Here is a 17,387-nt window from a genome sequence, read left to right as displayed (position 1 = left end):
TAACACGCTTTGGATGTTGCGCGCGCGTTTTATCAGTTAAGACGCTCTTTAATACGAGCAGACTTACCGGTACGCTCACGCAGGTAGTACAGTTTAGCTTTACGTACAGCACCACGACGTTTAACAGCAATGCTGTCAACTACCGGAGAGTGAGTCTGGAAGACACGCTCAACGCCTTCGCCGTTGGAAATTTTACGAACAGTGAATGCAGAGTGCAGACCGCGGTTACGAATAGCGATAACCACGCCCTCGAATGCCTGCAGACGTTTTTTGGAACCTTCAACAACCCATACTTTCACTTCCACGGTATCACCCGGACGGAAGGAAGGTACGTCCTGCTTCATCTGCTCTTGTTCAAGTTGCTTAATAATGTTGCTCATAATTTAATCTCTTATCCTGGGTAAACTGATATTCGGGGGTGTATTACACCAGCCCATCATGTTTGTGTTGCTGTTGCGCGTGCTCTCGTTGGAACTCCGCCAGCAACCTTGCTTGCTCTTCAGTCAGAGCCAGGTTTTCCAGAAGTTCAGGTCTTCTAAGCCAGGTACGGCCCAGCGACTGCTTCAAACGCCAGCGACGTATCTCAGCATGGTTCCCCGACAGTAATACCGCCGGTACTTCCATCCCTTCTAACACTTCAGGTCGGGTGTAGTGTGGACAATCCAGCAACCCGTCAGCAAAGGAATCTTCCGTTGCCGATGCTTCGTGCCCCAGTACCCCCGGAATAAACCGGGAAACCGAGTCAATCAGCGTCATTGCTGGTAACTCACCACCACTGAGAACGTAATCGCCGATAGACCATTCTTCGTCAATCTCGGTTTGAATTACGCGCTCATCTATCCCTTCATAGCGACCACACACCAGAATCAACTTCTGATTGGTAGCCAGCTCGCTAACGCCCGCTTGATCAAGCTTGCGTCCCTGAGGTGACAGATAAATCACTTTGGCGCCTTCACCCGCCGCGGCTTTTGCTGCATGAATGGCGTCCCGCAACGGGTTCACCATCATTAACATCCCCGGTCCGCCGCCGTAAGGACGATCGTCCACGGTACGGTGCCGGTCATGAGCGAAATCACGCGGACTCCAGCTCTGGATGCTCAGCAGGCCATTTTTTACTGCCCGGCCAGTTACCCCGTAGTCGGTAATCGCGCGGAACATTTCAGGAAACAGGCTAATTATGCCAATCCACATAGCGCCGTCTTTTACCGTATATCCGGAGGTTTAAAAACCAGGATCCCAATCTACTTCAATGGTTTGAGTAGTGAGATCGACTTTCTTGATAACCTGCCCATCGAGGAACGGAACCAACCGCTCCTTGATACCAAATGCATCTTTCAGGTTTGCCTTGATGACGAGAACGTCATTAGACCCGGTTTCCATCATATCGACGACTTTACCGAGGCTGTAACCTTCAGTAGTCACTACCTGGCAGCCCATCAGGTCTTTCCAGTAGTAGTCACCCTCTTCCAGTTCCGGCAACTGCGAGGAATCTACGACGATTTCGCAATTCGTCAGCAAATTCGCTGCATCTCTGTCATCAATACCTTTCAGTTTGATGACGATGTCCTGATTGTGGTAGCGCCAGCTTTCCAGCTCAATGCTCTGCCACTGACCCGCCTTCTGGATAAACCAGGGCTGATAGTCAAAAATGCTTTCGGCGTCTTCGGTGGAGGAAAACACTCTGAGCCAACCACGAATTCCGTAAGAAGACCCCAGTTTGCCGACAATAATTGGCTCAGCAGGGACCGCTGCGGTTTGTTGCTTGCTCATCATGACCACCGTGACAGATTAAGCTGCTTTCTGTGCTTCTTTGATCAGCGCGGAAACGCGATCGGAAACGGTAGCGCCCTGGCCAACCCAATGCTGAATACGATCCAGATCCAGGCGGGTGCCTTCTTCTTTCTCGGAAGCGATCGGGTTGAAGAAGCCAACGCGCTCAATGAAGCGACCGTTGCGTGCATTACGGCTGTCAGTCACAACAACCTGGTAGAACGGACGCTTTTTAGCGCCGTGACGTGCTAAACGAATAGTTACCATAACATCCTCTTGTGTGAATAAAACACCAGGCCCCATCGAGGAACGGAGCCCGGCGTCATATTAAAAGCCCGAAAATTTTACTGATTTTTGGGGAAATTGCAATCAGGATAAAGTAAACAAGGAGAATAAGGCATATATCGGTGCAACCAGTTTAGTTCCGGCGTGTGCGCAGAAAGCGGAGCGTACACGGAGTGCGTGAGCATTTACTCGCTCCGCTCGCCCTCCGGGGCCGCCCTAAAGGGCGTTCAAAACACGTTCGTGTTTTGTCGGGCACACCCCGGAGCTAAAATGGCAAACAAGATAGCCTTATATCCTTGTTTTGCACGCAGTACGTGAGGATGACGAGCAACCCCCGGCACCAAAATAAAATAGCAAAAAAGCCAGGCCGTTTATTAGCGCCCAGGGAAGCCTGGCGGCATCATCCCCTTCATCCCGCGCATCATCTTCGCCATCCCGCCCTTCTTCATTTTCTTCATCATGCGCTGCATGTCGTCGAATTGTTTAAGCAGACGGTTCACATCCTGCACCTGCATACCGCAGCCTGCTGCGATACGGCGTTTACGGGAGCCTTTGATAATGTCCGGATTGGCGCGCTCTTTCAGCGTCATCGAGTTAATGATCGCTTCCATCCGCACCAGCACTTTGTCATCCATTTGCGCTTTGACGTTGTCCGGGATCTGCCCCATGCCCGGCAGCTTGCCCATCAGACTTGCCATACCGCCCATGTTTTTCATCTGGCGCAGTTGTTCAAGGAAATCGGTCAGATCGAAGCCGCCGCCTTTTTTCAGCTTGTTCGCCAGCTTCTCAGCCTGCGCACGGTCAACCTTGCTCTCGATATCTTCAATCAGCGACAGCACGTCGCCCATACCGAGAATGCGCGAGGCAATACGATCCGGATGGAACGGCTCCAGCGCTTCGGTTTTCTCGCCGACGCCGAGGAACTTAATCGGTTTGCCGGTGATGTGTCGAATCGACAGCGCCGCACCGCCGCGGGCGTCGCCGTCCACTTTGGTCAGCACTACGCCGGTAAGCGGCAGCGCTTCATTAAAGGCTTTCGCCGTGTTCGCCGCATCCTGACCGGTCATAGCATCGACAACAAACAGCGTTTCCACCGGGTTAATCGCGGCATGAACCTGTTTGATTTCGTCCATCATCGCTTCATCAACGTGCAGACGACCGGCGGTATCCACCAGCAGCACGTCGTAGAATTTCAGCTTCGCTTCTTTCAGTGCCGCATTAACGATATCGACCGGCTTTTGCGCGACGTCAGACGGGAAGAAATCGACTTCAACCTGCTGCGCCAGCGTTTCAAGCTGTTTGATCGCCGCCGGGCGATAAACGTCCGCCGAAACGACCAGCACTTTCTTCTTGTGCTTTTCGCGCAGGAACTTACCGAGCTTACCGACGCTGGTAGTTTTACCAGCACCTTGCAGGCCAGCCATCAGCACTACCGCCGGCGGCTGCGCGGCGAGGTTCAGGCTCTGGTTCTCTTCACCCATCGCCGCAACCAGTTCGTTACGGACGATTTTGACGAATTCCTGACCCGGCGTCAGGCTTTTGTTAACTTCATGACCAACCGCTTTCTCTTTTACGCGGTTGATAAAGTCACGCACTACCGGCAGCGCAACATCCGCTTCCAGCAGCGCCATGCGCACTTCGCGCAGGGTATCTTTGATGTTGTCTTCAGTGAGGCGTCCACGGCCACTGATATTGCGCAGCGTGCGCGACAAACGATCGGTTAAATTATCAAACATTGTCTCTCGCCTGAGGTGATACGGTTGGCCGCCAGGGCGACGCATTACAGAAATTTGCCGGAGTATAACATGAAGACATTGCTCCTGTATGTGATGCAACTGTTGGAGCCAACGTCGCCTGACGTTATACTGCTTTTCTTTCTTCTTCAGTCAACTGCCGACATCCCTATGCCCGTTTTTGCTCTGATCGCTCTTGTTGCCTACTCAATCAGCATCGCACTGATCATCCCCGGTTTGCTGCAGAAAAACAGCGGCTGGCGGAAAATGGCTATTCTTTCGGCGGTGATCGCGCTTATTTTTCACGGTTTCGGGCTGAAAGAACGGCTGTTTCCGGACGACGGCGGGCAAAACCTCAGCTTGCTGAATGTCGGTTCGCTGGTCAGTCTGATGATCTGTACGGTGATGACCATTGTCGCCTCGAAAAACCGCGGCTGGCTGCTGCTGCCAATTGTATATACCTTCGCGCTGATCAACCTCGCCTTCGCGATTTTCGTGCCGAATGAGTACATCACTCACCTGGAAGCGACGCCCGGCATGCTGGTGCATATCGGCCTGTCGCTCTTCTCTTATGCCACACTGATTATTGCAGCGATGTATGCCCTGCAACTGGCCTGGATCGACTATCAGTTGAAGAACAAACGGCTGGCTTTCAGTAGCGAAATGCCGCCATTAATGGTCATTGAGCGCAAGATGTTCCACATCACCCAGGTCGGCGTAGTACTGCTGACGCTGACGCTCTGTACCGGCCTGTTCTATATGAAGAACCTGTTCAGCATGGAAAATATCGACAAAGCCGTGCTCTCTATTATTGCCTGGTTTGTCTATATCGTCCTGCTGTGGGGCCATTACCATGAAGGCTGGCGCGGTCGCCGGGTTGTCTGGTTCAACGTTGCGGGCGCGGGTATTTTAACGCTGGCCTACTTTGGCAGCCGCATCCTGCAACAGTTTGTGAGTTAACGCCAAAAGGAGTTCCCCCTGGAACACATCTCTACCACGACGCTGATCATTACCCTGATTATCATGGTCGTGGTTTCAGCCTATTTCTCCGGTTCTGAAACCGGGATGATGACGCTGAACCGCTATCGCCTGCGTCACCTGGCCAAGCAGGGTAACCGCGCGGCCAGGCGCGTCGAAAAGCTGCTGCGCAAGCCCGATCGTCTGATTAGCCTGGTGCTGATCGGCAACAACCTCGTCAATATTCTTGCCTCGGCGATAGGTACTATCGTCGGGATGCGCCTGTACGGTAACGCAGGTGTAGCGATTGCCACCGGCGTGCTGACATTTGTAGTGCTGGTGTTCGCCGAAGTATTGCCGAAAACCATTGCTGCGCTCTACCCGGAAAAAGTCGCCTTTCCCAGCAGCTTTCTGCTGGCGCCATTGCAGGTGATTATGCTGCCGCTGGTGTGGCTGCTTAACGGCGTCACCCGCGTGCTGATGCGCATGGTTGGCATCAAAGCCGATGTGGTGGTCAGCGGTGCGCTCAGCAAAGATGAATTACGCACTATTGTTAACGAATCGCGCTCACAAATCTCGCGCCGTAACCAGGACATGCTGCTGTCGATTCTCGATCTGGAAAAGGTGAGCGTTGATGACATCATGGTGCCGCGCAACGAAATTGTCGGGATCGATATTAACGATGACTGGAAAGCGATTGTTCGCCAGCTCACTCACTCGCCGCACGGGCGCATTGTGCTGTACCGCGATTCGCTGGATGACGCCATCAGCATGTTGCGCGTGCGCGAAGCCTATCGCCTGATGACCGAAAAGAACGAGTTCACCAAAGAGGTGATGCTGCGCGCTGCCGATGAAATCTACTATGTGCCTGAAGGGACGCCGCTCAGCGTTCAACTGGTGAAATTCCAGCGCAATAAAAAGAAAGTCGGGCTTGTAGTCGATGAGTATGGCGATATTCAGGGGCTGGTGACGGTAGAAGATATTCTCGAAGAGATTGTCGGCGACTTCACCACCTCCATGTCGCCTGCGCTGGCCGATGAAGCCACGCCGCAAAACGACGGCTCGGTGATAATCGATGGCAGCGCCAGCGTGCGCGAACTGAATAAAGCCTTTAACTGGCACTTGCCGGAAGATGAAGCCCGCACCATTAACGGCATGCTGCTGGAAGAGCTGGAAGAGATCCCGGCCGTTGGCACGCGCGTACGCATTGAGCAGTACGACATCGATATTCTCGATGTGCAGGACAACATGATTAAGCAGGTAAAAGTGATCCCGGTGAAAACGCTGCGCGAAAGCGTGGCCGAATAAAATGAAAAACCCTCTCCGGGCGGAGAGGGTTTCAGACGGGATTAACCCTTAGCTTTGGCGACGGTAACCATGGCCGCGCGAATAGTACGACCGTTTAAGGTATACCCTTTCTGCATCACGCCCAGCACGTTGCCAGCGGCGATCTCGTCGGATTCCACCATCGCAATCGCCTGATGGACGTTCGGATCCAGCGGAACATCGGTATCAGCAACCACTTCAACGCCGAATTTCTTCACTACATCCAGCATCGATTTCAGCGTCAGTTCGATACCTTCAACCATCGGCGCCATTTCGGCGTTGTTCCTGTCTGCGACTTCGAGCGCGCGATCCAGGCTATCCACTACCGGCAGCAGTTCGTTGATGAATTTTTCCAGCGCGAACTTATGCGCTTTTTCAACGTCCTGTTCGGTGCGGCGACGCAGGTTTTCCATTTCCGCTTTCATGCGCAGAACAGTTTCACGCTCGCGGTTTTGCGCTTCGGTTAACTGCGCTTCAAGGTTCGCAATTTTCTCATCGCGCGGATCCACCTGCTCAGCAGAATCGTCAGACTCAACAACTGCCTCAACTTCGTCGTGCTGTTCCATGATAATTTCTTCCGGGGCTTGCCCGTCAGGCGTTTTCTGTTCTTTACTACTCATGAATTTCTCCGCGTTTTTTTGCATTCATCTCGCTAACCTGGCTTATTATGGGGATCAGTTTCCGGGATTCAAGGGAACGTGACAGATTGTCATCATTCATTCGCCACAAGGACCACCAGAACATGACCCTCCATTTCAAGTGTATTGGTATTGTCGGGCATCCACGGCACCCTACCGCGCTGACCACACATGAAATGCTCTACCGCTGGCTTCACGAAAAAGGTTATGACGTCATTGTCGAACAACAGATTGCCCAGGAATTGCAGCTCACGAATGTGAAGACCGGCACACTGGCGGACATTGGTCAGCAGGCCGACCTGGCTGTGGTGGTCGGCGGCGACGGCAATATGCTGGGCGCGGCGCGTACGCTGGCGCGCTATGATATTCAGGTGATCGGCATCAACCGCGGTAATCTCGGTTTTCTTACCGATCTCGATCCAGACAACGCCCAACAGCAGTTGGCCGATGTACTGGAAGGGCATTATATCGCCGAAAAACGCTTCTTGCTGGAAGTACAGGTCTGCCAGCAGAGTTCCCTGCCAGAGTGCCAAAAACGGATCAGCACCGCTATCAACGAAGTGGTGCTACACCCAGGAAAAGTTGCCCATATGATTGAATTCGAAGTATATATCGATGAAATCTTCGCGTTCTCTCAGCGTTCCGATGGGCTGATCATCTCCACACCCACTGGATCGACCGCTTATTCACTCTCTGCCGGCGGGCCAATTCTGACGCCGTCGCTGGATGCAATTACGCTGGTGCCCATGTTCCCGCATACCTTGTCGGCCCGCCCGCTGGTAATTAACAGCAGCAGTACCATTCGCTTGCGCTTTTCCAACCGTCGCAGCGACCTGGAGATCAGTTGTGACAGCCAAATTGCGCTGCCGATCCAGGATGGCGAAGATGTGCTGATCCGCCGCAGCGACTATTACCTGAATCTGGTTCACCCTAAAGATTACAGTTATTTCAATACATTAAGCTCAAAACTTGGCTGGTCGAAAAAATTGTTCTGAAATTCACCGTCAGGGCTTTACTGTATATAAAACCAGTTTATACTGTATGAAAACACAGTTATGGTTTTTCATACAGGAAAGCAACCATGTTGGCACAACTGACCATCAGTAATTTTGCTATCGTTCGTGAGCTTGAGATCGATTTTCACAGCGGGATGACGGCTATTACCGGCGAAACCGGGGCGGGTAAATCCATTGCCATTGACGCGCTTGGGCTGTGCCTCGGCGGTCGTGCTGAAGCCGACATGGTGCGCGCAGGTGCTCCGCGCGCCGACCTGTGTGCCCGCTTTGCACTGAAAGACACACCCGCAGCGCAGCGCTGGCTGGAAGAGAATCAACTGGAAGATGGACGTGAGTGTTTACTTCGCCGCGTCATCAGCAGCGACGGGCGCTCCCGTGGTTTTATCAACGGAACGGCGGTACCGCTTTCTCAACTCCGCGAACTTGGCCAACTACTCATACAGATCCATGGTCAGCACGCGCACCAGCTGTTAACCAAATCAGAACACCAGAAGAGCCTGCTCGATGGCTATGCCGGTGAGTATGCGCTCACTCAGCAAATGGCTGAACATTACCGCACCTGGCACCAGAGCTGCCGCGAACTGGCTCAGCATCAGCAGCAAAGCCAGGAACGCGCCGCCCGTGCCGAACTACTGCACTACCAACTGAAAGAACTGAATGAATTCCACCCGCAACCGGGTGAATTTGAGCAGATCGACGAAGAATACAAACGTCTCGCCAACAGCGGCCAGCTGCTTTCCACCAGCCAGCACGCGCTGAACGTGCTGGCCGATGGCGAAGAGGTCAACCTGCAAAGCCAACTCTATACCGCCCGCCAGCTTTTAACGGAGCTGGCAGGTATGGATTCGCGCCTTTCCGGCGTGCTGGATATGCTGGAAGAAGCGGCTATTCAAATCAGTGAAGCCAGCGATGAGCTGCGCCATTACTGCGACCGCTTAGATCTCGATCCCAATCGTCTGTACGAACTGGAACAGCGCATCTCCCGGCAGATCTCGCTGGCGCGTAAGCACCATATCGCCCCGGAAGAACTGCCGCAGTTCCACCAGTCTCTACTCGATGAACAGCAGTTACTGGACGATCAGGCCGACTCCCAGGAGACGCTGGCGCTGGCGGTAACGCAGCACCACCAACTGGCGCTGTCCAGCGCGCAGGCACTGCATACCCAACGTGTGAAATATGCTCAGGAACTGAGCGAACTGATCACCGAGAGCATGCACGCACTTTCCATGCCGCATGGCGTGTTTGTCATTGATGTCGATTTTGACGATCGTTCGCTGACGGCAGAAGGCGCAGATCGTATTGAATTTCGCGTCACCACTAACCCCGGGCAGCCGCTGCAACCGATCGCTAAAGTTGCCTCCGGCGGCGAGCTGTCACGCATTGCACTGGCGATTCAGGTGATCACCGCACGGAAGATGGAAACCCCGGCGCTGATCTTCGATGAAGTGGATGTCGGTATCAGCGGGCCAACGGCGGCCGTGGTCGGCAAGCTGCTGCGTCAACTGGGCGAATCGACTCAGGTAATGTGCGTTACGCACCTGCCGCAGGTTGCCGGTTGTGGTCATCATCACTTTTTTGTCAGCAAAGAGACCGACGGCGCGATGACCGAAACACATATGCAACCGCTGGATAAACGCGCCCGTCTGCAGGAGCTGGCCCGCCTGCTCGGCGGCAGCGAGGTGACGCGCAATGCGCTGGCAAACGCCAAAGAGCTGCTGGCTGCGTAAACTTTTCGGTAATATGACGGTCTGAGTTCTCGACAAAATCGACAACAGACCAGCCCGCAGAGGTTTTAAACTGGCTAAAGGTCTATTATCATCGGCATATTACATATGAGCCACGTATTGTTCGGGCCCGAAAAGGAATCAAATCACTATGCGCTGTAAAATGCTGACTGCTGCCGCAGCGGTTCTCCTGATGTTGACCGCTGGTTGCTCTACCTTAGAACGCGTGGTTTACCGCCCTGATATCAATCAGGGGAACTACCTGACACCAAACGATGTTTCCAAAATCCGCGTAGGTATGACGCAACAGCAGGTTGCTTATGCACTGGGTACGCCAATGATGAAAGACCCATTTGGCACCAACACCTGGTTCTATGTGTTCCGCCAGCAACCGGGCCACGAAGATGTCACACAGCAGACGCTGACGCTGACCTTCAACAGCAATGGTGTGTTAACCAATATGGATAACAAACCTGCTCTGACCAAAAGCTAAGATCGCAGAAACGCAAAAAGGTGCTCAGTGAGCACCTTTTTTGTTTCCGCTAATAGCGCATTACGGCTTGTTCGCCGCTTTTTCTGCCCGCTGGCGACGCAGCTCTTTCGGATCGGCAATCAGTGGACGGTAAATCTCCACGCGGTCTCCCTCATGTACCACATCATGCAGTTTTGCCGGACGGCTGTAGATGCCCACTTTATTGACCTTCAGATCGATATCGCTGCGCAACTCCAGCAGGCCCGACTGGCGAATCGCCTGCTCAACGGTCGCGCCCTCTTCCAGCGTCACCCGTTGCAGATACTGCTTTTCCGGCAGTGCATAAGCCACTTCGACGGCAATTTTACCCGACACGGTAAACCTCTTTCGCGCGAAGAGTAAACGCCTGCACCATATTGGCCGCCAGCTCTTTAAAGATGCGACCAAAGGCCAGCTCAATCAGCTTATTGGTAAATTCAAAATCAAGCTGAAACTCAATGCGACAGGCATCGGCACTGAGCGGCGTAAATTTCCAGCCGCCCATCAATGACTTAAAAGGTCCATCGACCAGATGCATCAAAATGCTTTGGTTAGCAGCCAGCGTATTGCGCGTGGTAAACGTTTTGCTGATCCCGGCTTTGGAAACATCGACCGCCGCCGTCATCTGCGTCGGCCCGGCTTCCAGCACCCGGCTACCGGTGCAGCCAGGCAAAAACTGAGGATAAGATTTCACATCGTTCACTAACTGATACATCTGTTCCGCGCTGTAAGGCACCAGCGCAGTACGGCTAATCTGAGGCATAAGGTTTTCCGCGTTCACACAATCGTCAAATAATACCATTTCCGTCGGATGAAAGGAAAACGCTAAGCCGGAACTCATGCTAAGATAACGCGTTAAACCTCACAGGACGCAATGAGGTCAGTTTCAGATATCAGATTACCGGATGGCTTCACGACATTATGACGAAGAAAAAAGCACATAAACCAGGTTCAGCCACCATTGCGCTGAATAAGCGCGCCCGCCATGAATACTTTATCGAAGAAGAATTTGAGGCCGGGCTGTCACTGCAAGGCTGGGAAGTAAAATCCTTACGCGCAGGTAAAGCTAACATTGGCGACAGCTACGTTATTCTGAAAGACGGCGAGGCGTTTCTGTTTGGCGCAAACTTTACGCCATTAACCGTTGCCTCCAGCCACTATGTGTGCGACCCCACACGTACCCGTAAGTTACTGCTGAATCAGCGCGAACTGGATTCCCTCTACGGCCGCATCAATCGTGAAGGCTACACCGTCGTCGCGCTGTCGCTGTACTGGAAAAACGCCTGGTGCAAAGTGAAAATTGGCGTAGCGAAGGGTAAAAAACAGCATGATAAACGCTCCGATCTGAAAGAGCGCGAATGGCAGCTGGATAAAGCCCGCATCATGAAAAACGCCGGGCGCTAACCCGCACAGCCCTCTCACACCGGGAGAGGGCAACACGGCTTTCCGGCTTCTCTTGTTTATCCCACTAAATTTTTTCCTCGAATAACGCTTCGATAGAACAAATGCCGCTCAGAATATCCTCAACTCGCATTATCAGGCCGTTTGCCGCGATATGGACTGGTATGCTGCGTCATAAATCTGTTATACTCAGCGAACACTTTTGGGGCTGATTCTGGATTCGACGGGATTTGCGAAACCCAAGGTGCATGCCGAGGGGCGGTTGGCCTCGTAAAAAGCCGCAAAAAATAGTCGCAAACGACGAAAACTACGCTTTAGCAGCTTAATAACCTGCTGAGAGCCCTCTCTCCCTAGCCTCCGCTCTTAGGACGGGGATCAAGAGAGGTCAAACCCAAAAGAGATCGCGTGGATGCCCTGCCTGGGGTTGAAGCGTTAAATCTAATCAGGCTAGTTTGTTAGTGGCGTGTCCGTCCGCAGCTGGCAAGCGAATGTAAAGACTGGACTAAGCATGTAGTACCGAGGATGTAGGAATTTCGGACGCGGGTTCAACTCCCGCCAGCTCCACCAATTAAAACAAGGGGTTACGTGAAAGCGTAGCCCCTTTTTCTTTGGTAGTGGCGGCAAAATGGCGACAGCGGGTTACGTTCGTGTGTCATCAAGACAAGTTTGAAAACAACCTAAAAGCTACTTTTTTGGGAAATGTCGATTAGCCTGATCAGGGTTTACACTTCGGATATATGCTGCGATACCTTTTCGCTCGTGCTTGTTCTTAGACTGTGCATAAGCCTGTAAGAACTCAACTAACCTTTTTGATGTAACTCTAAGATTATTATGAGAAAGGTTAAGGTTAAAAACAGTGACAACCTTAGCTGGCGGAGACGTTTTAACTTCATTGACTTCATAACGGGATTTTTGCAAAGCCTCACATAAGGTCTTAAAGTTATCGTTAAGGATAACTAAGTCTTTGCTGGAAAGGATAATATCGTCCATATATACAGAAACTTTCACCAATCCGCTCTTATACATACCCTGAATCGCCACGGGTTTAACAGACACCTCAGAGTCATTTAAGATGGCTTAAAGAGAGGTGCCCATGAGCGGTAAGCGTTATCCCGAAGAGTTTAAAACTGAAGCAGTCAAACAGGTTGTTGATCGCGGTTATTCTGTTGCCAGCGTTGCAACACGTCTCGATATCACCACCCACAGCCTTTATGCCTGGATAAAGAAGTACGGTCCGGATTCTTCCACTAATAAAGAACAGTCAGATGCTCAGGCCGAGATCCGCCGTCTCCAGAAAGAGCTGAAACGGGTTACCGACGAACGGGACATATTAAAAAAAGCCGCGGCGTACTTCGCAAAGCTGTCCGACTGAGGTACGCCTTTATCCGTGACAACTCCTGTTGCTGGCCTGTTCGCCTGCTCTGTCGGGTGCTGGATGTTCATCCCAGTGGTTTTTACGCCTGGCTTCAGCAGCCGCATTCACAACGCCATCAGGCAGACCTGAGACTGACAGGACAGATTAAACAGTTCTGGCTGGAGTCGGGATGCGTCTATGGTTATCGCAAAATCCATCTGGATCTGCGTGACAGCGGGCAACAGTGCGGAGTAAACAGAGTCTGGAGACTGATGAAACGTGTCGGAATAAAGGCTCAGGTCGGATACCGAAGCCCGCGGGCACGTAAAGGCGAGGCCAGTATCGTGTCACCCAACAGGCTCCAGCGACAGTTCAATCCGGATGCTCCTGATGAGCGTTGGGTAACGGACATAACCTACATCAGGACCCACGAAGGCTGGCTGTATCTTGCCGTTGTTGTTGATCTGTTCTCACGCAAAATTATCGGCTGGTCCATGCAATCCCGGATGACAAAGGACATTGTCCTGAACGCACTGCTGATGGCTGTATGGCGGCGTAATCCCGAAAAACAGGTGCTGGTTCATTCGGATCAGGGCAGTCAGTACACAAGCCATGAGTGGCAGTCGTTCCTGAAATCACACGGCCTGGAGGGTAGCATGAGCCGTCGCGGTAACTGCCATGATAATGCGGTTGCAGAAAGTTTTTTCCAGTTGTTGAAACGTGAACGGATAAAGAAAAAGATCTACGGAACGCGGGAAGAAGCCCGCAGTGATATTTTTGATTACATCGAAATGTTTTATAACAGTAAGCGTCGGCATGGTTCTAGCGAACAGATGTCACCGACAGAATATGAAAACCAGTATTATCAACGGCTCGGAAGTGTCTAGATTATCCGTGGCGATTCACCCTTTATAACTTGCCCAGCATAAGAGTTGTGTAAACATAAGGTAGCTAAAATCGGTGATTGAGGAAATCCGTAGGGGAGTGAGAACTTTTTATCTTCGCTTTTAGGAATTCTAACTGTTGATATTTTTGCTATTTTCCTGGCATCCTCATAGGGGAAAATGGTCTTTAACTCCCTTGTGACGCGGCTTTGTGAAGTTGACTCAAAAAAGTTTCGTATATCAACCAAAGCAAAATATTCACTCTTGAAATGAATTCTGGCAGCAGCTAAATGCCCACCATCTCTCATATGGTAATAATAAAGAGGAGCCCGCCATTTACCAATTATAAAGCGATGTAATCTTTTACCATATCTATACATTTCATCAGAAGGAACATAGACCCATCTATCTTTTTTGATTTCAAATTTGTGTTTCCACATATCCATCAATATCGATACGCCTATGCAAAGAGTAGTGTAGGACTACGTGAAGGTGAGGCAGCAGAACCTCAACAAACACGATAAGTGCAGTGAGGAACTCAAGAATTGCCGTAGCAACTTTCAGCACCTTCACTAAGTCAAGTTTGTATTTAAACATACTTGTGCTCTCTATACAGTCCTGACGTTTCTTAGCGCAAGCGCATAGTCCAGACTAAAAACGGAGAACCACGGATAACGAATAACCGTTATTCACGGTTCGCGGCGACCCGGAGATTCGCGATTCGGCGATTCGGCGATTCGTTGAGCGCCACATGTCGTAACACGACGATCGTACAGAGAGGCCGGGATTCACCGGCTAACGTCAGGAAGTTAAGAATACACTTTGCATGCAACATTAATAAACATTTTTATACATGTTTTACATTAAAAAAATTCCCATTAATTGGCGGGCTTTTCCCTAATGAGCCGAGGCCGACATACGCACAACCAATTCGTTATCAAATGGCATGTCTGCAATAGGTAACCATTCCTTTGTTCCAACACGTTCGTTTTCATTCTCGTTTCGGACTTTATCCTGTCTATTAATAAAACCGGTTCCCTCTGCCGTTCTGACGGCAGATAAATAAAGCCCCTCAGGTATTGAAGCCAGGCCGTCACTGATGCCCTTCGCTACCAGTTTTGCATCCATAAAATCCATCTCACGAAACATGCGGTGAAGGAAGGTTATCAAACAACCTGCCCTTACCAGCCAGGAGACTTTTTCTTTCGGATGATTCTTGGAATTCACAGGCAAAAATAGCGCCGCTGAGCGTGTATGTTTTTCAGTTCTGCCCGATGCGGAAACTTTCCCGCAGGCCTTACAGCATCTGGCTTTCCTCTTTTTAGCCCCGCGCTCTGCCACTGTTCATGATGCCCCTTTCTGGTAACGTAAAATAATGAAAATCCTTTTAAAACATAAAGATGAATTTTCAGCGAGATCCTTTACAGATCCTGAAAACTGAAAAAAGCTGAAATCCTTTTCAATCTTTTCAGTGTTGGTTTTCCCGCAAACCGCCAGCAATGGCACAGTCTGGCGGTCTAGTTTGTAGAAAAATAAAACTGAAAAATTTCCCCGATCCAAAACCCGCAGGCGGGTGCGGTGTAGTGCCGTTTTTGTCTGTGACGACTTTATTTTGTCGGCGCGTGGCTGCGCCAGCGAACCGGGACGGGTGCGATCGTGTTGATGGGGGGCGTGGAGATGGTGCGGGGCGTGACGCGCTCAGAACGCACCGTAGCGTGTCTGGTGAGGGGTACAAAAAAGCCCGCACGGGGCGGGCTGTCGGGAGGGGATCAGGCGATGATGCCCTGATACTTGCTGCGGGTCTGTCCCGCTTTGCCAGCCGTCTGCGTAAAGGCGCTGGCGTTGGTCGGCGTGCCGGTGTCGGGGTGGGTGTGGCTCGCGCACTGCTGCGCCAGCTGTTCTTCCCTGGCGGCACGTCTGCCGGTTGCGGAGGCGCGTGTATGAAACAGACCACCATCCCCATCGATGCTCTCAAATATCTGGAGCACCTGCGCACAACACAGCTGCAAGTCACCACCGCCCTGCCCTGTTCAGGCCTCTGGCTTATCTACCAGCGCAGTGTGATGACGGATCGGCTTGACGCAGCCCGAACGCTGAAACTTGCGCGGTCAAATCGGGGGGAGCAGTCATAAATCAGCGAGAGGCCAGCGCAGGAGGAGTCGTATTAGATTCAGATTTCACTAACAATCACGCCAAACAAAACCCCGCAAGACCTTCGCCCGACGGGGTTTTTATTCTAAAGCAACGAACCTCACGCCACTTCCGCGCCATTCACCCCCATAAACTGGCGGATGCGTTGCAGCGCTGGTGTCGCTTCGCCGTGGCGAATATTTTCCGGCGTGGTATCGGCCTGAATAGTGCCTTTATCCATCAGCACCACGCGGTCAGAAATCGCCAGCGCAAAATCCATTTCGTGGGTCACAATCACCATGGTCATCCCTTCCCGCGCGAGATCGCTTATCACTTTCAGCACTTCGCCGACGCGTTCCGGATCCAGTGCCGAGGTCGGTTCGTCGAACAGCATAATATCGGGCGATAGCGCCAGCGCGCGGGCAATCGCCACCCGCTGCTGCTGCCCGCCGGAAAGTTGGTGCGGATATTTGTTCATATGGGCCAGCAGGCCGACTTTATCCAGCAGCCACAGCGCCTGCGCACGCCGTGCGGACTCCTGCTCCGGCTGCTGGTGATAACGCTGCGCCAGCATCACGTTCTGCAAAATGGTGTAATGCGGGAACAGATTAAAACCCTGAAAAACCATGCCGATGCGGCGAATACCCTGCTTGCGTAAACGGGAGTGGCGGTTGTCGCCGGCCTGAATAAAACTTTCGCCAAACAGCACAATCTCACCGCTGTCCAGCGTCTCCAGACCATTAATACTGCGGATAAGCGTGGTTTTCCCGGAGCCGGAAGGCCCGATCACGCTGACCACTTCGCCAGGCGCGACCCGTAAATCAATATCCTTAAACACCGGGTTTTGCCCCCAGGTTTTCTGGATCTGTTTCATCAATAACGCGTCAGGCGTACCGTGCTGCTCGACAGCCTGACGTTTGGCCAACGGCACGGCCTGCTGGCGCAGCGCGTCAAGCTGGTGGTCATCCAGCGTTTGCGGGTTTTTCACTTGAACGTTCGCCCAGCGCTCCAGCGCCTGGAACAGCAAACTGAAGACGGAAACGATCAGCACGTAATAGACCGCCACCGCCGCTAGCGTCTCCATCACCAGAAAGTTTTCCGCGTAGAGTCGCTGCCCGGTCATCAGCAACTCCGGCAGAGAAATCACCGACACCAGCGAAGTCTGTTTAACAATAGTAATAAACTCATTCACCAGCGCCGGTAACGCAATGCGCAGCGCCTGCGGGATCACCACCTTCCGCTGAATGCCGAGGTAGCTGAAACCCAGCGCATAGCCGGCCTCATGCTGGCCCTTCGCCACCGAGATCAGGCCGCCGCGGTGGATCTCCGCCATATAAGCCACTTCAACCAGAATGGTGGCAAGAAGCCCGGCAAAAAAAGCATTGCCGAGCACCGCGCCGCTGGCCGGGAACATCTGCGGCAGGTTATAAACAAACACCACCAGCACCAGCAACGGCACGCTGCGAAACAACCAGATGTAGACCTGGCAAACGCTTTTCAGCCAGAGAGGGCCGGATAACCTGGCGCTGGCGACCACAAACCCCAGCACCAGTCCCGCGCACCAGGCAAGCACGCTGAGTTCCACCACGGTGACGCTGGCTTGCCAGAATGTCGCCATCGAAAACAGTGAAAAGAAATAGTCCCAGTTAAATGTCATG

The 17,387-nt window shown here is 52.3% G+C and carries 19 protein-coding genes, 1 other RNA gene and 1 pseudogene; 8 read left to right on the top strand and 13 right to left on the bottom strand.

Annotated features, from left to right (window positions below):
- Positions 1–32 precede the first annotated feature (32 nt).
- The 5 genes from rplS to ffh form a co-directional block, all read right to left on the bottom strand.
- Complete coding sequence (rplS, locus tag Y71_RS06485) at positions 33–380, bottom strand: 50S ribosomal protein L19 (protein ID WP_002914145.1); 348 nt, start codon at positions 378–380, stop codon at positions 33–35.
- Between the two features lie 43 nt (positions 381–423).
- Positions 424–1,191: a tRNA (guanosine(37)-N1)-methyltransferase TrmD gene (trmD, locus tag Y71_RS06480; protein WP_007370710.1), complete on the bottom strand. Its 768-nt coding sequence runs from the start codon at positions 1,189–1,191 to the stop codon at positions 424–426.
- 30 nt (positions 1,192–1,221) lie between these two features.
- Positions 1,222–1,770 (bottom strand): ribosome maturation factor RimM, encoded by a 549-nt coding sequence (gene rimM, locus Y71_RS06475; RefSeq protein WP_007370709.1) that lies wholly within the window; start codon positions 1,768–1,770, stop codon positions 1,222–1,224.
- Between the two features lie 18 nt (positions 1,771–1,788).
- Complete coding sequence (rpsP, locus tag Y71_RS06470; protein WP_007370708.1) at positions 1,789–2,037, bottom strand: 30S ribosomal protein S16; 249 nt, start codon at positions 2,035–2,037, stop codon at positions 1,789–1,791.
- A 392-nt stretch (positions 2,038–2,429) separates the two neighbouring features.
- A complete protein-coding gene (ffh, locus tag Y71_RS06465) occupies positions 2,430–3,791 on the bottom strand; it encodes a signal recognition particle protein (RefSeq protein ID WP_007370707.1) in 1,362 nt (453 codons plus the stop codon).
- A 168-nt stretch (positions 3,792–3,959) separates the two neighbouring features.
- Between ffh and Y71_RS06460 the strand changes: the two genes are divergently transcribed.
- Together Y71_RS06460 and Y71_RS06455 are read left to right on the top strand one after the other, a co-directional pair.
- Positions 3,960–4,748, top strand: a complete 789-nt coding sequence (locus Y71_RS06460; protein ID WP_007370706.1) for a cytochrome C assembly family protein — start codon at positions 3,960–3,962, stop codon at positions 4,746–4,748.
- Positions 4,749–4,766: 18 nt separating this feature from the next.
- Complete coding sequence (locus Y71_RS06455) at positions 4,767–6,053, top strand: HlyC/CorC family transporter (protein WP_035888378.1); 1,287 nt, start codon at positions 4,767–4,769, stop codon at positions 6,051–6,053.
- A gap of 41 nt (positions 6,054–6,094) precedes the next feature.
- Here Y71_RS06455 and grpE read toward each other — a convergent pair whose 3' ends face one another.
- Positions 6,095–6,691 (bottom strand): nucleotide exchange factor GrpE, encoded by a 597-nt coding sequence (grpE, locus tag Y71_RS06450; protein ID WP_007370704.1) that lies wholly within the window; start codon positions 6,689–6,691, stop codon positions 6,095–6,097.
- 122 nt (positions 6,692–6,813) lie between these two features.
- Here grpE and nadK point away from each other — a divergent pair, with 122 nt between their 5' ends.
- The 3 genes from nadK (at position 6,814) to bamE (ending at position 9,942) form a co-directional block, all read left to right on the top strand.
- Positions 6,814–7,704 (top strand): NAD(+) kinase, encoded by an 891-nt coding sequence (gene nadK, locus Y71_RS06445; protein WP_007370702.1) that lies wholly within the window; start codon positions 6,814–6,816, stop codon positions 7,702–7,704.
- A gap of 86 nt (positions 7,705–7,790) precedes the next feature.
- Positions 7,791–9,452 carry a DNA repair protein RecN gene (gene recN, locus Y71_RS06440; RefSeq protein ID WP_007370701.1) on the top strand — a complete coding sequence of 554 codons (1,662 nt, stop codon included), beginning with the start codon at positions 7,791–7,793 and terminating at the stop codon, positions 9,450–9,452.
- A gap of 148 nt (positions 9,453–9,600) precedes the next feature.
- Complete coding sequence (gene bamE / locus Y71_RS06435; RefSeq protein WP_007370700.1) at positions 9,601–9,942, top strand: outer membrane protein assembly factor BamE; 342 nt, start codon at positions 9,601–9,603, stop codon at positions 9,940–9,942.
- A gap of 60 nt (positions 9,943–10,002) precedes the next feature.
- Here the strand turns inward: bamE and Y71_RS06430 are convergent, their stop codons facing one another.
- Positions 10,003–10,296: an RnfH family protein gene (locus tag Y71_RS06430; protein WP_007370699.1), complete on the bottom strand. Its 294-nt coding sequence runs from the start codon at positions 10,294–10,296 to the stop codon at positions 10,003–10,005.
- Positions 10,286–10,723, bottom strand: a complete 438-nt coding sequence (locus tag Y71_RS06425; RefSeq protein WP_007370698.1) for a type II toxin-antitoxin system RatA family toxin — start codon at positions 10,721–10,723, stop codon at positions 10,286–10,288. Before Y71_RS06425 ends, Y71_RS06430 begins: the two co-directional genes overlap by 11 nt.
- A gap of 158 nt (positions 10,724–10,881) precedes the next feature.
- On the opposite strand from Y71_RS06425, the gene smpB reads away from it, so the two are divergent.
- Together smpB and ssrA are read left to right on the top strand one after the other, a co-directional pair.
- On the top strand, positions 10,882–11,364 hold the full coding sequence (gene smpB / locus Y71_RS06420) for an SsrA-binding protein SmpB (RefSeq protein WP_007370697.1): 483 nt from the start codon (positions 10,882–10,884) through the stop codon (positions 11,362–11,364).
- A gap of 201 nt (positions 11,365–11,565) precedes the next feature.
- Positions 11,566–11,928: a transfer-messenger RNA gene (gene ssrA / locus Y71_RS06415) on the top strand.
- A gap of 117 nt (positions 11,929–12,045) precedes the next feature.
- On the opposite strand, the gene Y71_RS06410 is transcribed toward ssrA, so the two are convergent.
- The gene (locus tag Y71_RS06410; protein ID WP_236946451.1) at positions 12,046–12,417 is read right to left on the bottom strand and encodes an RNA-dependent RNA polymerase family protein; all 372 of its coding nucleotides are present in this window, start codon (positions 12,415–12,417) and stop codon (positions 12,046–12,048) included.
- 37 nt (positions 12,418–12,454) lie between these two features.
- Between Y71_RS06410 and Y71_RS06405 the strand changes: the two genes are divergently transcribed.
- A protein-coding gene (locus tag Y71_RS06405) for an IS3 family transposase (RefSeq protein WP_085949497.1) occupies positions 12,455–13,602 on the top strand; the annotation gives its coding sequence in 2 pieces (ribosomal slippage) (positions 12,455–12,692 and positions 12,692–13,602; 1,149 coding nt in all).
- On the opposite strand, the gene Y71_RS29915 is transcribed toward Y71_RS06405, so the two are convergent.
- The 4 genes and pseudogenes from Y71_RS29915 to Y71_RS06385 form a co-directional block, all read right to left on the bottom strand.
- Positions 13,599–14,045 carry an RNA-dependent RNA polymerase family protein gene (locus tag Y71_RS29915; protein ID WP_145954126.1) on the bottom strand — a complete coding sequence of 149 codons (447 nt, stop codon included), beginning with the start codon at positions 14,043–14,045 and terminating at the stop codon, positions 13,599–13,601. The two genes, Y71_RS06405 and Y71_RS29915, sit on opposite strands and share 4 nt — an antisense overlap.
- A 451-nt stretch (positions 14,046–14,496) precedes the next feature.
- Positions 14,497–14,940, bottom strand: coding sequence for a hypothetical protein (locus Y71_RS29910; RefSeq protein ID WP_145954125.1), 444 nt, complete (start codon positions 14,938–14,940; stop codon positions 14,497–14,499).
- 428 nt (positions 14,941–15,368) lie between these two features.
- Positions 15,369–15,497: pseudogene (locus tag Y71_RS29905) on the bottom strand (phage tail sheath family protein); the annotation flags it as partial.
- Positions 15,498–15,850: 353 nt separating this feature from the next.
- Positions 15,851–17,386 (bottom strand): amino acid ABC transporter permease/ATP-binding protein, encoded by a 1,536-nt coding sequence (locus Y71_RS06385; protein WP_007370690.1) that lies wholly within the window; start codon positions 17,384–17,386, stop codon positions 15,851–15,853.
- Position 17,387: the final 1 nt, after the last annotated feature.

Origin of the sequence: Kosakonia radicincitans DSM 16656 (assembly GCF_000280495.2) — a bacterium.
Taxonomy (GTDB): Bacteria; Pseudomonadota; Gammaproteobacteria; order Enterobacterales; family Enterobacteriaceae; genus Kosakonia; species Kosakonia radicincitans.
This window is presented reverse-complemented; position numbering and strand designations above follow the sequence as displayed.